The organism is Kitasatospora sp. NPDC057512, from assembly GCF_042802135.1.
Lineage (GTDB): Bacteria > Actinomycetota > Actinomycetes > Streptomycetales > Streptomycetaceae > Kitasatospora.
The window spans coordinates 1-14860 of the sequence record NZ_JBHVET010000130.1; the positions used below are offsets into that span (position 1 = coordinate 1).

A 14860-nucleotide genomic window follows, 5' to 3' on the forward strand; every position below is an offset into this window, starting at 1 on the left:
GCGCGCGTCAGGCCGGCGGACGGCCTCCGGTGAGCGTCCAGCGGATGTCCACGAAGCCCGGCTGCTGCAGGGTCATCCGGCCGTTCCTGACCGCCTGGTAGGTGACCCAGGTGTTCACCAGCCGCGGCGACCCGCTGCTGGGCAGCATGTTGGTGGTGCCCCAGTTCAGCGGCGGGGTGATCCCGACGTCGATGACCTCGCCGCCGTCCAGCAGCGAGGAGACGGCCTTCGCGGAGACCGGCTTGCCGGCCTCCGCGAGCTTCTGCACCGCCGTCCGGAACACCTCGTACGCGACCCAGGTGGTCTGCACGCCCGGGTCGGAGACGTCGATCGGGTGCCCGTTGGTGGTGTCGGTGCGCACCACGGCGCGCAGCCCGTCCCAGATCTTGGCCGACTCCGGCGGGTACCAGCTGGTGACGTAGGCGCCGCCGAGCGGGCCGGAGTCGCCGCCGGTGGAGTCCACCACCGACTGCTGGACGCTGCCGATCACCGAGGCGATCCGGGTGTTCTTCGGGTTCAGCCGCCGGTAGGAGTCCAGCAGGTTGCCGGTCGGCTCGGCGGCCAGGGCGCTGGTGACGCAGGTGCCCGGCTCGTCCTTGCCGATCGCCTTGCGGACCACCGGGGTGTAGTCGGAGGACTGCTCGGGCGCCTTGACGTCCGTCAGCCTGATCCCGGCCGGCCGCAGCGCGGTGCCCAGGTAGCCGAGCAGGTTGTCGCCGGCCGGGGTGTCCGGGCGGACCAGGGCGACGGACTTGCAGCCGGCGTCCACCAGCTGGCGGCCGTTGCCCGCGATCAGCGCCGGCATGCCGCCGTCCACCGGGTACGACAGCGGGCTGGAGAACTCCGGCTGGGAGAGCCCGTAGCCGCCGATCAGCGGGATGCCGGCGCGCTCCAGCACCGGCATGAACGCCTCGCCCCACTGGCTGTACGAGCCGATCACGGCGACCACCTTGGCGTCCACCGCCTGCTGGGCACAGGCGCGGGCACCGTCCACGGTGTTGTGCTCGTTGCAGGTGACCACGCGCAGCCGGTGGCCGTTCAGTCCGCCCTTGGTGTTGACGTCCTGGCCGATGGCGGAGGCGAGCGCCGTCATCCCCGGGCGGTCGGCGGAGCCGGTGCCCGCCGGGGCCCAGGTCATCACGGTCAGGTCGTTGCCGCTGGTGGAAGCATCGGCCGAGCCGCCGCACGCGGAGGCCGAGAAGAGGGTGGGGAGCAGGACCGCGGCGGTGGCGGCGGCTGCGATCGGGCGTCGGCGGCGGCGTCGCACGATCGGGGGACGGGCCTGGAAGGAGTCCCTTCGGCTGGTCATCGGTTTTCCCTCTCTGGGGCGCCCTCCGGCGCACCGGAGCAAGCCAAGCCCCGGCGCCGCAAGCCGAGAGGGCCGAAGTGCGAACGGACGGCAAACGGCCGCCGAAATCCGGGGCGGTACGCGTGTAGATCGCGAGTGGAGCACGAACAGACGGGGAACGTACGATCGTTCACCATGTCCGCCAGCACAGATTCTTCGTATCGGTCCACCCGAAACCCTTCTCGTCCGGGCCACCGCTCCAGCACGATGGGCGGCATGCCGCTCAACGACCTGCCCTGGTGGCGCTGGCGAGCCCGAATGCGCTCGGCGCTGCACATGCTGTCCGACCCCGGTTTCCAGCAGGAGGCCTGGCTGACCGGCCGGGAGGGGTACGGCGACGTGACCGACGCCGTCTACCGGCTGGTCGAGGACACCTGGCTGGACCACTGGTCGGCCGAGAAGTACGTCGGGACGATCTTCCGCGACGCCGCCGAGGCCGCGCTGGTGGACGTCGCGGTGCTGCGGGCCGTGCAGATGCTGCACGAGGTCGGTGCGGACGCGCCCGCCTCGGCCTACCTCGGCCACCCCGGCTGGCCGGAGACCGTCCGGGCCGCCCGCGAGGCGCACGTCGCGCTGGCCGTGGGCGACGGGGACGACCCGGACGCGCCGCCGAAGTCGCTCGACGTGCTGCGCATCCTCACCCAGGTCTGACCGCCGGGCGCCGCCGTCCCGCAGCGGCCGCCGTCCCGCAGTACGGGCAGCGGGACGGCGAATGTCCGGGATGTGACACGCTGGACCGTCCACGCACGTCACGACCTAGAACGGGATACTCCCAGTGCAGCAGCCGGCCGGCGCCCAGTACGTCCTCACGCTGTCCTGCCCCGACAAGCAGGGCATCGTCCACGCTGTCTCCAGCTACCTCTTCATGACCGGCTGCAACATCATCGACAGCCAGCAGTTCGGGGACGGCGACAGCGGGCTCTTCTTCATGCGGGTGCACTTCTCCGCCCCCGAGCCGGTCACCGCCGACAAGCTGCGGGCCAGCTTCGCCGCGATCGGCGCCTCCTTCGGCATGGACTGGCAGATCCACCCGACCGAGCAGCGGATGCGGATCGTGCTCATGGTCAGCAAGTTCGGGCACTGCCTGAACGACCTGCTCTACCGCACCCGGATCGGCGCCCTGCCGGTGGAGATCGCCGCGGTGGTCTCCAACCACACCGACCTGAAGGACCTGACCGAGAGCTACGGCGTCCCCTTCCACCACATCCCGGTCACCAGGGACACCAAGGCCGAGGCCGAGCAGCGGCTGCTCGACCTGGTCGCCGAGGAGAACGTCGAACTGGTCGTGCTGGCCCGCTACATGCAGGTGCTCTCCGACCAGCTGTGCACCGAGCTCTCCGGCCGGGTGATCAACATCCACCACTCCTTCCTGCCGAGCTTCAAGGGCGCCAAGCCGTACCACCAGGCGCACGCGCGCGGCGTGAAGCTGATCGGCGCCACCGCGCACTACGTCACCGCCGACCTGGACGAGGGCCCGATCATCGAGCAGGAGGTCGCCCGGGTCACCCACGACGTCAGCCCCGACCAGCTGGTCGCGCTCGGCCGGGACGTCGAGTGCCAGGCGCTGGCCCGCGCGGTGAAGTGGCACAGCGAGCACCGGGTGCTGCTGGACGGGACCCGTACGGTCGTCTTCGCCTGAGGCGTGTCCGGGGCTTACGGCGGGCGCTACGGCCTGGAGAGCAGCGGGAGCGCGTGCAGCACCTCGCGGACGGCGGCCCGGTCGCCGTGGGTGCCGACCGGCAGCCGGTCCGGGTCGCGGTGCGCCGCGGCCAGCTGGCACAGCTCCAGGCCGTCCAGCACCATCGAGGCCACCGGCTCGGTGCGGTCGCCGCGGTCGGTGCCGTGGCTGCCGTCGGTGCTCTTGGTGCCGTCGGTGCCGTCGGTGCGGAGGCCGTCGCCGTCGAGGGGGACGAGCCACTCGCCGCCCGCCGGGCCGTCGACCATCAGCCGCACCCGCCGGGCCGACCCGACCCCGCCCGCCGGCGCGGCCGGCACCCCGGCGAACTCGGGGCGGGCCGCGCGCAGCCCGGCCAGCGCCCGGGGGAGCAGCCGGACCACCAGCTCCACCATCTGCCGCAGGTGCTGCGGCGCCGGCGGATCGTACGGGTAGGCGACCGCCCGGGCCACGTCCTCGCCGTGCACGAAGCACTCGAAGGCGCGGTCCACGAAGGCGTCGCGCAGCGGCAGCACCGCGAAGCCGTAGTCGACCGGGGTGTTGCCCTGCGGCCGGAGCGCGGCCCCGCGCACCAGGTCGTGGGCCTGCCGCCGCCAGCGCGAGCGCACCGACTGCGGCGCCAGGCCGCGCTGGTCGGCGACCAGCTGGGCGGTGCGCGCGGTGATCGCGGCGTACGGGCCGCCCTGCGGCGGGACACGAGGCACCGTCGGACCGGCGGCCGGCTCCTGCGGGGGCACCCGCCGCCCGGCCCACGTGGCGGGCAGGCCCGGGGCGGCCGGCACCGGGTCGGGGAGACCGAGCGCCAGCGCCAGGAAGCCGTCCACCGCGGTCAGATGGCCGAGCACCTCGGCCGGGCGCAGCCACTCGGTGCCGCCGTGCCAGGGCAGTTCGGCCACCTCCTGCCACTCCTCCGGGCCGAGGTCGCGCAGCAGCGCGTCGAGCTTGGCGGTCTCCGCCGTGTACGGCATCCCCCAGGCGGGGACGGGCAGTTCGGCCGGCCGGCGGGCCAGGCACCAGTCGAGCACCTGCTGGCGCAGCGAGCCCGGCTGGTCCAGCGGCTCGTCCAGGGAGAGCCAGCCGGCCGCCTCGCGCAGCCGGGCCGCCTCCTCGGCGCACTCCCGGCAGTCGCGCAGGTGCTGCTCCAACTCGGCCGCCTCGCGGGCCGGGCAGGCGCCGAGGGCCCACGCGCCGAGCAGCGAGCGCAGGGCGTCGTGCCGCTCCTCAGTGCTGCTCACGTCTCCCCGTCCCCGTCCCCGATTCCGTCCTGGCGGGCGCGCTCCTCGGCCAGTTCGGTGGCCAGCAGCTCCAGACCGAGCCGCATCCGCTGCTTGGCGGCCTGTTCGCTGATGCCGAGCAGCCGGGCCGTCTCGTGGTAGGTGCGACCGTCGTAGTAGGTCACCGCGATGGTCTCACGCAGGGGTTGGGGCAGGGAGTCGACCACGTACTGCATCCGCGCGGCGGTGGCCACGGCGCGGATCTCGGCCTCCGCGCCCGGTGCGTGTTCGGCGGACCGCCGCGCCCGCAGCCGCTCGACCGCGCGGTGGTGGGTCAGCGCGCCGAGCCAGGAGCGCAGCGAGCCCCGGGCGGGGTCGAAGTCCTCGGGGTGCTCCCAGACGTGGGCGAAGACCTCCCGGGTGAGCTGGGTGGCGGCGGCCTGGTCGGCCAGTATCCGCCCGGCCAGGCCGTGCACCATCGGCGCGAGCTGGTCGTAGAGTTCGCCGAGCGCCGTCTCCTCGCCGCGGGCGAGGCGGCGCTGCAACTGCTCGTCCCAGCGCGGGGTCCGCTCCGGGGTGGCCATCGGGAACCACCCTCCTGACGGGTTCGCTGGCGTACCCAACGGTATCCCGCGGCCGGGCGGCGCCGGGGGCGATTCCGGCAAGAACGGAACCGTTCCCCACGGATCGCCGTCCTCCTGGACGTGCTCCCCGGCCCGGCCCGCCGGCCCCCGGGGCCGGATCGTCGGATGGTGCGACGGTCGGTCGGTGGGACGGTCGGTCGATGCGACGGCAGGGTCGGTGGGAGCGTCCGTCGGCGCCGCCGTACGAGCACCGTCGGACACAGGTCGCACGGGTGGTTCGCGAGTGGCGGGCGGGGCGCCCGGGGCGCGCGGCGGTAGGTTCCCGACCGCGGGACCGGCAGGTCGGCCCGGGCCGGACGATCACCGGTACGAGGCTCGCGAGCGTGAGCGGGACAGTATGCACTGCCCTGTCGCCCGATCGCCGGAATATGCCCGAAGCGCTTGCTGCGCTCCGTCCCCCCGCCCATCCTGAGGCGTATTCGTGTCGCGGCCGGTGCCCGACCGACGAGACGGCGCGGACGAACGGGCGCGGGCGAACGGATCGCGCGGGCGCCCGGGCACGGCTCGGGTGGCACCGGGCGACGGGCTCGGGCCCGCCGGCCGGTCCGGCCCGACCGGGACTCAGCCGAACTGCGAGTGCGGGTGGTGGAGCGGTGCAGGTTCTTCAGGTACAGCTGGCGGTGCAGGCTGACCCCGCCGAGGTCGGTCGGGCCCGCCGGTGGGTGCGCTCGCGGCTGCTGAACCACGGGGTGGACCCGGACGCGCCGATGGCCGAGACGGTGGTGCTGGTGGTCTCGGAGCTGGTGACCAACGCCGTGGTGCACACCGGCTGTCCGGCCGTGCTGCGGCTCTGTCTGCCGGTGGCCGACGGTCCGCGGGCGGGCGGCCCGGCCGCCCCGCTGCGGGTGGAGGTCGCCGACGCGAGCCAGGCCCCCCCGGCCCCGCGGCACGCGGGCGCGGACGAGGACGCGACCAACGGGCGCGGCCTGGAGCTGGTCGAGCTGCTCTGCGAGCGCTGGGGCTGGTACCCGGAGGGTTCGGGCAAGCGGGTCTGGTGCGAGATCGGCAGCGACGCCCGCCCGGCCGAGCCGCTGGCCGACGTGGACTGGGCGGCTTTGGCGCAATAGCGGCTTTCGCGGCGGCCGTCCGCGCGTGCCGATCGCCGGTGCTGATCACCGGCCGAAAGGTGACGCAACCATTCCGAATTTCGGACTACCCATTGACGTGACGTATCCGACTGATCACTCTTGGGTGCGGCGCTCCGTTGCGAGGGGACGCCGAGGGGACGTTCGTCCACCGTCGCGGTGCTGCTGTCCAGGGGATTCGTGCCAGCAGGGGGGATCGCGGACGGTCGGCCACGGGCCGCTCCTCGGCGAGTGCGGAGGGTGTGGCGCGGACTCAGGGCTCGCGCGCCGCGGTTGGATGGCGGCCTGCCGTGCCGTGCTCGCAGTGCGCGCGGCCTGCCGCCATCCAATGCGTCGCCCTCGTGCGACGGGATCCGGCCACCGGGCGGGCTGTTCCCAGGTGTTGCTCAGGAAGCGCGCCGGACAGGACTTCCGTGGACGGCGGTGCTCCCGTGGACGGCGGTGCTCCCATGGACGGCGGGGCTTCCGTGGACGGCGGGGCTCCCGTGGACGACGGCGCTCCCCGTGTCGGTGTCGCTCTCGGGGAGGGCGCGGAAGGTGCGTCGGTAGGCACTCGGCGCGACGTCGAGCCGGCCGCGCAGCTGCAGCCGCAGGGAGGCGGCGGTGCCGAAGCCGGACTCCCGGGCGACCTGGTCGATCGTCAGGTCGGTCCGCTCCAGCAACTGGCGGGCCCGCTCGGTGCGCTGGGTGGTGATCCACTGGCCGGGGCTGGCCCCGGTCTCCTCCCGGAAGCGCCGGGTGAAGGTCCGTACGCTCATCCCCGCCCGGTCGGCGAGCTGCCGCAGCGCCAGCGGCCGGTCCAGGTGCTCCAGCGCCCAGGCGCGTACCGCGGCGGTGCCGCTGTCGCCGGCGTCCACCGGGCTCGGGGCCTCCACGTACTGCTTCTGGCCGCCCTCCCGCCACGGCGGCACCAGGCAGCTGCGGGCCACCGCGTTGGCCACCGCGCTGCCGTGGTCGCGGCGCACCACGTGCAGGCAGAGGTCCACCCCGGCGGCCACCCCGCCGGAGGTGAGGATGTCGCCGTCGTCGGTGTAGAGCACGTCGGGGTCCAGCCGCACCCGGGGGAACAGCTGGGCGAAGCGCTCGGTGTAGCGCCAGTGGGTGGTGGCCGGGCGGCCGTCCAGCAGTCCGGCGGCGGCGAGGACGAAGGATCCGGTGCAGATCGACATCAGCCGGGTGCCGGGCCGGATCCGGGCCAGTGCGGCGGCCAGCGCCGGGGTGAAGCAGGCGTCGGCGACGGCCGGACTGGAGTCGGCGGAGGCCGGGATCACCACCGTGTCGGCCCGCTCCAGCAGTTCGGGCCCGTGGTCGACCACGATCCGGAAGTCGGCGCTGGTGCCGACCGGCCGCCCGTCCAGGGTGCAGGTGGCCACCTCGTACAGCGGCCGCCCGGCCGGGTCCTTGGCGCCGCCGAAGATGCGGGCGGGGATGCCGAGTTCGAAGGCGATCACGCCCTCCAGGGCGAGTACCGCGACCAGGTGTGCCATGCCGTCCCCTCGGGCGTCGGTGGGTCCGGGCCAGCCTACTGCGGACCTTGGCCCGATTCTTGCGAAAGCTGTCATTCAGGCCACTCGTCCGGCGCCGGGCGGCCCGGAACACTCGTTCGCGTGACCGAACGCCGTGTCCTCGCCCCCACCTCCCGCTCCGGACCGCCCGCCCCGGCCAAGCGCCCCCGGGTGCACTACGCCTGGGTGGTGGCCGCCGTCTCCCTGCTCGTCCTGCTCGGCTCGGCCGGCTTCCGCTCCACGCCGAGCCTGATGATGGACGCCCTGCACAACGAGTTCGGCTGGTCGCTCGGGACGATCTCCAGCGCCACCTCCGTCAACCTGACGCTCTACGGCCTCACCGCCCCGTTCGCCGCCGCCCTGATGGACCGTTTCGGGGTGCGCCTGGTGGTGGTCTGCGCGCTGCTGACCATCTCGGTCGGCGCCGGGCTGACCATGCTGATGCGCGAGCCCTGGCAACTGGTGCTCTGCTGGGGCGTGCTGGTCGGCCTCGGCAGCGGCTCGATGGCCGGCGCCTTCGCCACCACCATCACCGGCCGCTGGTTCCAGGCCGGCCAGGGCCTGGTCACCGGGGTGCTGACCGCCGCCGGAGCCGCCGGGAACCTGGTCTTCCTGCCGGTCGGCGCCTGGCTGGTCGAGCAGCACGGCTGGCGCTCGGCCGTCGTCGTGGTCTCGCTCGCCGCCAGCGCCGTCGCCGTCCCGGTCCTGCTGCTGATGCGCGAGCGGCCCGCCGACGTCGGCCTGCTCCCGTACGGCGCGACCGAGGCCCCGCCCGCGCCGGTGGCCGAGGGCCGCGCCCTGACCCGCTCGCTGAAGGTGCTCCGGGACGCCGCCCGCACCCGGGCGTTCTGGCTGCTGGCCGGCTCCTTCGCGATCTGCGGCGCCACCACCGCCGGCCTGGTCGGCACCCACTTCATCCCGGCCGCGCACGACCACGGCATGCCGGTCACCACCGCCGCGAGCCTGCTCGCCCTGATCGGCGTCTTCGACGTGGTCGGCACCGTGGCCAGCGGCTGGTTCACCGACCGGGTCGACTCCCGGCTGCTGCTCATCGTCTACTACGGGCTGCGCGGCCTGTCCCTGCTCCTGCTGCCGCAACTGATGGCCGGCACGCTCCAGCCGCCGATCCTCGCCTTCGTGATCTTCTACGGGCTGGACTGGGTGGCCACCGTGCCGCCGACCGTCGCGCTCTGCCGCCGACACTTCGGCGAGGACGCCCCGATCGTCTTCGGCTGGGTGCTCGCCGCCCACCAGATCGGCGCGGCCGTCGTCGCCGGCCTGGCCGGCCTGGCCCGCGACGCGCTCGGCGACTACGACCTCACCTGGTACGGCGCCGGCGGGCTGTGCGCGGTCGCGGTCGGGCTCTGCCTGGCGCTGCGCACCGGACGGACCGACCGGGCGGTGCCGGCGCTCCCGTGACGGCCGGTGCTCCGGTGGGCTCCGGTGACGGCCGGTGCCCCGTGGGCTCCGGTGACGGTTGGTGCTCCCGGTGGGGTTGTCGTACCGGAGGTCTAGGCTCCGGTCCATGGCCGCCCTGACCTTCACCCTGGACCCGAAGCCCGACCCCGACCTGCGGACGGACATCGTCCGGCTGTGGGCCGACGTCACCAACGCCGGCGGGGCGGTCGGCTTCGTGGCGCCGGTCACCGAGGAGGAGGTCTGGGACACCGCCGACCACCAGTTCGCCGGGATCGCGCCGGACGGCCCGGACCGGCTGCTGGTCGCCCACGAGAACGGCGCGGGCCGGTGGTCGGCGTGCTGTTCTTCGAGTCGATGCGCTTCGACCTCATGGAGCACTGGCGGATGCTCAAGCGGGTCATGGTGCACCCCGACTTCCAGGGCCTCGGCCACGGCGCCCGGCTGCTCGCCGAGGCCGAGCGGGTGGCCCGGGAGTGGGGCCTGGAGTCGCTGCGGCTCACCGCGCGCGGCGGCCAGGGGCTGGAACGGTTCTACGCCCGCAGCGGCTACCGGGAGGTCGGCCGGGTGCCGGCCGCGATCCGGGTCGCCCCCGGGGACGACCGGGACGACATCACCATGTGGCTCGACCTGCGCTGACACCCGCCCCGGTCGGGCCGTCCGGACCGGACCGGGTGCCCCGTGCCCCGTTCCGGCTGTCAGGCATGCTTGACTGGAGGACCTGCCCCAGCGCAACCACGAAGGATGTGTCGAGTGACCAGCAACGGCCCGGAGAAGTCGCACGCCACGCTCCGCTACACCTCCATGCGGGTCAGCATCTTCCTCGGCTGCCTGCTGGTGGCCCTGCTGCTCGGGCACTTCCAGGTCATCCCGGTCAGCGGTGAGGCCGGCATGATCTTCCTGTTCCTGCTGGCCGCGGTCGCCTCCGCGCCGCTCAGCTACGCGCTGCTGGGCAGGCAGCGCGACGAGATGTCCGCGCAGATCAGCGGCAAGGTCTCCGGGATGCGCACCCGTACCGCCGAGCGGATCGCCGCGCAGAACGCCGAGGAGGACGCCGCCGACGACGCCGCCCGCGCGGCCACCGCCGGCCAGAGCTGACCCCGGCCCCGCCCGCGAGCGCAGCCGTCGTGCCCGCCACCCGAGACTCCGTGCCGTCCGAGCCGTCGCCCGTTGAGCCGTCGCCCGTTGAGCCGCCGTCCGCCGAGCAGCTGTCCGCCGAGCCGTCGCCCGCCGAGCAGCCACCCGTCGAGGCGGCGCTCGGCACCTGGCCGGCCCCCGTCCGCCGGCCCACCGGCCGGGACGTGGCCCGGCTCGCCGGGGTCTCCCAGGCCACCGTCTCCCTGGTCTTCTCCGGCGCCGAGGCCGGCCGACGGGTCTCCGAGGCGACCCGGGAGCGGGTCCGGGAGGCCGCCCGCAGCCTCGGCTACCGCCCGCAGGCGGCCGGCCGCCAGCTGCGGCTCGGCCGCAGCGGGATGATCCTGCTGGCCGTGCCGAACCTCCAGGGCCCGTTCTTCGGCCGGGTGCTGGAAGGCGTCCACGAGGAGGCCGGCCGCAACGGCCTGGCCGTCGTGGTCAGCTCCGGCTGGGGCAGCGCCACCCTCGCCGAGGCCGCCACCGCGGGCCGCTTCGACGGCCTGCTGATCTGCTCCCCGGACGACAGCCAACTCGGCGAGCTGCCCGCCGACACCCCCGCCGTCTTCCTGGACGCCGACCCCGGCACCGACCGGGCGCGTCCGACCGTCGAACTCGACGTGGCCGGCGGGATGCGCGCCGCGGTCGAGCACCTGGCCGCGCTCGGCCACCGCAGGATCGGCCGGCTGCGCTCCAGCCACTCCGCGTACACCTTCCGGGTCCGGCAGGCCGCCTTCGAGCAGGCCGTCAGCGAACTCGGCCTGGACGTGGTGGAGTTGGGTGTGAGCCTGAACGACGGCCATCGGGCCGCGCGGGCCGTCGCGGGCCGGCTGCTGGAGCGGGCGGACCGGCCGCGCGCGGTGCTCTGCGACGACGACGTGGTCGCCTCCGGGGTCTACCAGGCCGCCGCCGAACTGGGGTTGCGGGTCCCGGAGGACCTGTCGGTGGTCGGCATGGACAACGTCGCGGTGGCCGCGCTGCTCGCCCCGCCGCTGACCACCGTCGACCTGCCCGGCGAGGAGCTGGGCCGGGCGGGCGCGGCCGCGCTGGCGGCCCTGCTGCGCGGGGAGCGGGTGGCGCCGGTCGCGCCGCTGGCCACCTCGCTGGTGCTGCGCGCCTCCACGGCGCCGGCCGGTACGGCTTCGGCGCGCTGATCACGGTCCGTCACTGCCGAGTGGCGCCGATCCGTCCGGATTGCCCCCGTATGGCCCTCAGGTGGCTCACAGATGGCCCTCGGGCACGTTCAGGATTGCTCCAATTGGGTGAATAATCCTCATTTACTCTCGCGCCGTACCTCCATTCGGATTAACAGAGGGTGAGATTCCAGGATGCGGACGCTCCGATCAATACCCTCACCCTCGTCCAAGGCGGGCCGGATGGCCACCGCCCTGGGCCTCTTCGCGGGCACGCTGCTCACCGGCACCCTCACCGTCCCGACCGCCCAGGCGGCCGTCGGCTTCACCAAGACGGTGGACAAGCCGACGGCGGCGCCCGGCGAGAACGTCACCTACACCCTGCGCTACACCTGTTCCGTCACCGACTGCGCCAACGGCCGGATCACCGACACCCTCCCGGCCGGGATGGAGTTCGTCGGCTGGACCCCGGACGCGAGCACCGTCGACGTCGCCGGCTCGACCGTCCCGGCGGCCGGCACCGTCGGCGGCACCCTCGACATCAGGCTCCTCACCCTCACCCCGGGGACCACCGCGACCGTCAAGGTCGTCCTCAGGTTCCCCAACTTCACCACCCCCAACGGCACCAAGGCCGTCAACTCGGCCACCCTGACCGCCGACGGCGAGCCCGAGCAGTCCGGCTCCGCCACCACCGGCGCCGTCGTCCAGCCCGACTACAAGGTCACCAAGGGCGTCCAGACCAGCAGCCAGGACGGCCGCTCGGTCACCTACCAGTTCAGCGCCTGCTCCACCAGCGGCGTCCCCAACGTCGACCTGGACGCGAGCCGGCTGGTCGACACCCTGCCGCCCGGCGCCGTCGTCGACACCGGCCGCTCGCCCGGCTGGACCCAGGACCCGGGCGACCCCGACCGCTGGGTGTTCGACATCGGCGCCTTCCGGGCCGGCAACGGCCAGGCCGGCTGCCGCAACCCCGGCGTCCTGGTCGTCAACTACCCCGACCCGGCGTTCCCCAGCGGCACCACCTCCACCAACTCGGTGGTCCTGCAGGGCGACCCGCTCGGCCCCGAGGGCATGCGCGACCTGTCCGACGCCACCGCGGTGTCCCCGGTCTTCAAGCCGCCGACCACCGGCATCCAGGTCACCGCCTCCAAGGTCTGGCAGGACCGGGTCGTCTCCGGCGACATCGCCTCCTTCAGCCTCCACGCCGTCAACACCGCAGGCCCCGTCACCCGCCTGGTGATGACCGACCCGGGCGGCGGCACCACCGCCGGCCTCTACAACTGGCTGATCCCCCAGTCCATCCAGCTGGAGGCCTGGAACCCCGCCACCATCGGCCTCACCCTCCAGTACCGGCTCGACGGCGACCCGACCTGGCGGACCTTCACCCCCGGCAAGCCGTTCGACGGGTCGGGCAGCCGCCGGATCACCTTCGCCGAAGGCGCCGGGAACCCGGCGAACGACGTGCTCGGCATCCCGGCCGGCCGCCGGCTGGACGGGCTGCGCTTCGAGTGGAACGGCCCCGTCCCCACCGGCTGGAGCCCCGGCAACGCCGTCCAGGTGCTCGCCCAGGTGGTCACCCCCGGCCACGACGGCCGCACCGCGCCCGGCCCGCTGCACAACTGCGTGGACGTGACCGGCACCGACGCGACCGGCGCCACCGCCTCGGCGAACGCCTGCGCCGACACCACCGTCTCCGCCGCCACCAACCTGGGCGCCGCCAAGACCACCGTCTCCGGCGAGGTCCTCGCCCCCGGCGGCATCGCGACCTTCCAGCTCACCCCGTACAACCGCACCGGCCGCACCCTGGGCACCCCGCTGGTGATGTACGACCTGCTGCCGCCCGGCCTCGTCTACCAGGACGGCAGCGCCCGGCGCGACCCCGCCTACCCGGAGTCCGTCGCCCCGAGCTCCGTCCAGGTGCTGCCCGGGCCGGACGGCCGCCAACTGCTCAAGCTGACCTGGCCCGCCGGTGCGCCCGACATGACGTACCTCCACGACCACCGGGCCTACCGCACCCTGATCGACGTCCAGGTGGCCGGCAGCGCCCGGCCCGGGACCCTCACCAACGACGCGTACGTCACCACCGAGGGTGCCGGGGAACCCGTCACCTGCTCCTACTTCGGCACCGACAGCGGGGTGCCGGACACCCACGACCTGGACGGCGACGGCAACACCACCGAGACGATGTGCCACGCCTCCTCCCGGGTCGAGGTGCAGGTCCCGGCCGTGCTGCGCTCCTTCAAGGAGGTCAAGGGCGACCTCGACCAGGACTACGCCACCACCGGCACCACCACGCCCGGCGGCGGTCTCTCCTACCGGCTGACCGTCCGCAACGACTCGCCGGACCCGGTCACCGACTTCGTCGCGTACGACAAGCTGCCCACCCCCGGCGACTCCTACCTGCTGCGCCCGGACGTCCCGCGCGGCTCCGCCTGGACGCCCTCGCTCACCCGGCCGCTGACCTCCAGCGACCCGACCGTGGCGATCGAGTACACCACCTCGCCGAACCCCTGCCCGACCGGGCCGATCACCGTGCCCGGGCCGTGCGACGCGAACGCCAAGTGGAGCACCGACTTCCCCGGGCCGGGCAACACCACCTGGTTCAAGGTCAGCCGGCCGGGCACCCTGCCGTCCGGCGGACTGTTCACCCTGACCTGGCCGATGGTCGCCTCGGTGGACGCCGGCAACGCCGACTTCGCGTGGAACAGCTTCGCCTACACCGCCACCGACTCCACCGGCAGCCCGCTGCTGCCGGCCGAGCCCGCCAAGGTCGGCATCGGCGTCCAGGCGCCCGCGCCGCCGGACAACGCGCTCGGCGACCACGTCTGGGCCGACCGCGACGGCAACGGCCTCCAGGACCCCGGCGAGAACGGGGTCCCCGGCGTCCGGGTCGAGCTGCTGGACGGGACCGGACAGCCGGTCCGGGACAAGCTGGGCAAGCCGGTCACCACGGTGACGGACGCGGACGGGAACTACCTGTTCGACAAGCTGCCGGACGGGGAGTACGCGGTGCGCTTCGACCTGACGACCGCTCCGGCGGGCACCAGGGCCACCACGCGGCACGCCGGGAAGGACCCGGCGCGGGACTCGGACGCCGATCCGGCCACCGGGACCACCCAGACCGTGCGGCTGTCGGGCGGGGCCCGGGACCTGGGGCTGGACCTGGGGCTGGTGGTGGCGGACGAGCCGACGCCTACGCCTACGCCTACGCCTACGCCTACGCCTACGCCTACGTCGACTCCGACGGGTTCGCCGACTCCGACCTCGTCGCCGACGCCGACCGGTTCCCCGTCTCCGACCTCGTCGCCGACTCCGACGAACTCGCCGTCCCCCACGGGTTCGCCGACGCCGACCGGTTCGCCCACGGGTTCACCGACCGGTTCGCCGGTACCGACGGACTCGACCTCGCCGTCGGACGGCCCCTCGAACGGCCCGTCGTCGAGCGAGCCCCCGAGCACGGGTGAGCCCGGCGCGCCGTCGCAGGATCCGCAGCGGCCGTCCCCGGACCGGGGTGGCGGCGAGCTGCCGCACACCGGTGGGACCGGTCTGCTGCCGGCCGCTCTCGGTGCCACCGCCCTGGGCCTCGGCGTGCTGTTCACGGTGGTCGCCCGGCGCCGTCGGGGCCGCCACAGCTGACCAGCGGTGGCTGATCACCCGTAGGTGAAGGACAGGAAGGACAGAGACCGCGCCCGCCGGCCAGACCACCGGC

Annotated in this window: 11 protein-coding genes and 1 pseudogene; 8 read left to right on the forward strand and 4 right to left on the reverse strand. The window is 74.2% G+C overall.

The features are described 5' to 3' along the window. Positions 1 to 7: 7 nt before the first annotated feature. Positions 8 to 1309, reverse strand: a complete 1302-nt coding sequence (locus ACFU6K_RS11855; RefSeq protein ID WP_380662410.1) for an ABC transporter substrate-binding protein — start codon at positions 1307 to 1309, stop codon at positions 8 to 10. 255 nt (positions 1310 to 1564) lie between these two features. Here ACFU6K_RS11855 and ACFU6K_RS11860 point away from each other — a divergent pair, with 255 nt between their 5' ends. Beyond that, positions 1565 to 1999: a hypothetical protein gene (locus tag ACFU6K_RS11860; RefSeq protein WP_380662411.1), complete on the forward strand. Its 435-nt coding sequence runs from the start codon at positions 1565 to 1567 to the stop codon at positions 1997 to 1999. A gap of 124 nt (positions 2000 to 2123) precedes the next feature. After that, a complete protein-coding gene (gene purU, locus ACFU6K_RS11865) occupies positions 2124 to 2987 on the forward strand; it encodes a formyltetrahydrofolate deformylase (RefSeq protein ID WP_380662412.1) in 864 nt (287 codons plus the stop codon). Between the two features lie 26 nt (positions 2988 to 3013). Here purU and ACFU6K_RS11870 read toward each other — a convergent pair whose 3' ends face one another. Both ACFU6K_RS11870 and ACFU6K_RS11875 read right to left on the reverse strand, forming a co-directional pair. Beyond that, the gene (locus ACFU6K_RS11870; protein ID WP_380662413.1) at positions 3014 to 4258 is read right to left on the reverse strand and encodes a zf-HC2 domain-containing protein; all 1245 of its coding nucleotides are present in this window, start codon (positions 4256 to 4258) and stop codon (positions 3014 to 3016) included. Next, positions 4255 to 4821, reverse strand: coding sequence for a sigma-70 family RNA polymerase sigma factor (locus ACFU6K_RS11875; protein ID WP_380662414.1), 567 nt, complete (start codon positions 4819 to 4821; stop codon positions 4255 to 4257). Before ACFU6K_RS11875 ends, ACFU6K_RS11870 begins: the two co-directional genes overlap by 4 nt. A gap of 653 nt (positions 4822 to 5474) precedes the next feature. Between ACFU6K_RS11875 and ACFU6K_RS11880 the strand changes: the two genes are divergently transcribed. After that, positions 5475 to 5948 carry an ATP-binding protein gene (locus ACFU6K_RS11880; RefSeq protein ID WP_380662415.1) on the forward strand — a complete coding sequence of 158 codons (474 nt, stop codon included), beginning with the start codon at positions 5475 to 5477 and terminating at the stop codon, positions 5946 to 5948. A gap of 404 nt (positions 5949 to 6352) precedes the next feature. On the opposite strand, the gene ACFU6K_RS11885 is transcribed toward ACFU6K_RS11880, so the two are convergent. After that, complete coding sequence (locus tag ACFU6K_RS11885; protein ID WP_380662416.1) at positions 6353 to 7453, reverse strand: helix-turn-helix domain-containing protein; 1101 nt, start codon at positions 7451 to 7453, stop codon at positions 6353 to 6355. A gap of 120 nt (positions 7454 to 7573) precedes the next feature. Here ACFU6K_RS11885 and ACFU6K_RS11890 point away from each other — a divergent pair, with 120 nt between their 5' ends. From ACFU6K_RS11890 to ACFU6K_RS11910, 5 genes and pseudogenes are all read left to right on the forward strand, one after another. Next, positions 7574 to 8890 (forward strand): MFS transporter, encoded by a 1317-nt coding sequence (locus tag ACFU6K_RS11890; RefSeq protein ID WP_380662417.1) that lies wholly within the window; start codon positions 7574 to 7576, stop codon positions 8888 to 8890. Between the two features lie 106 nt (positions 8891 to 8996). Further along, positions 8997 to 9526 (forward strand): annotated as a pseudogene (locus tag ACFU6K_RS11895) (GNAT family N-acetyltransferase). A gap of 105 nt (positions 9527 to 9631) precedes the next feature. Further along, positions 9632 to 9985, forward strand: a complete 354-nt coding sequence (locus tag ACFU6K_RS11900; RefSeq protein WP_380662418.1) for a DUF4229 domain-containing protein — start codon at positions 9632 to 9634, stop codon at positions 9983 to 9985. Positions 9986 to 10014: 29 nt separating this feature from the next. Further along, positions 10015 to 11172 (forward strand): LacI family DNA-binding transcriptional regulator, encoded by a 1158-nt coding sequence (locus tag ACFU6K_RS11905; RefSeq protein ID WP_380662419.1) that lies wholly within the window; start codon positions 10015 to 10017, stop codon positions 11170 to 11172. A 222-nt stretch (positions 11173 to 11394) separates the two neighbouring features. Then, positions 11395 to 14787 (forward strand): SdrD B-like domain-containing protein, encoded by a 3393-nt coding sequence (locus ACFU6K_RS11910; RefSeq protein WP_380662420.1) that lies wholly within the window; start codon positions 11395 to 11397, stop codon positions 14785 to 14787. Positions 14788 to 14860: the final 73 nt, after the last annotated feature.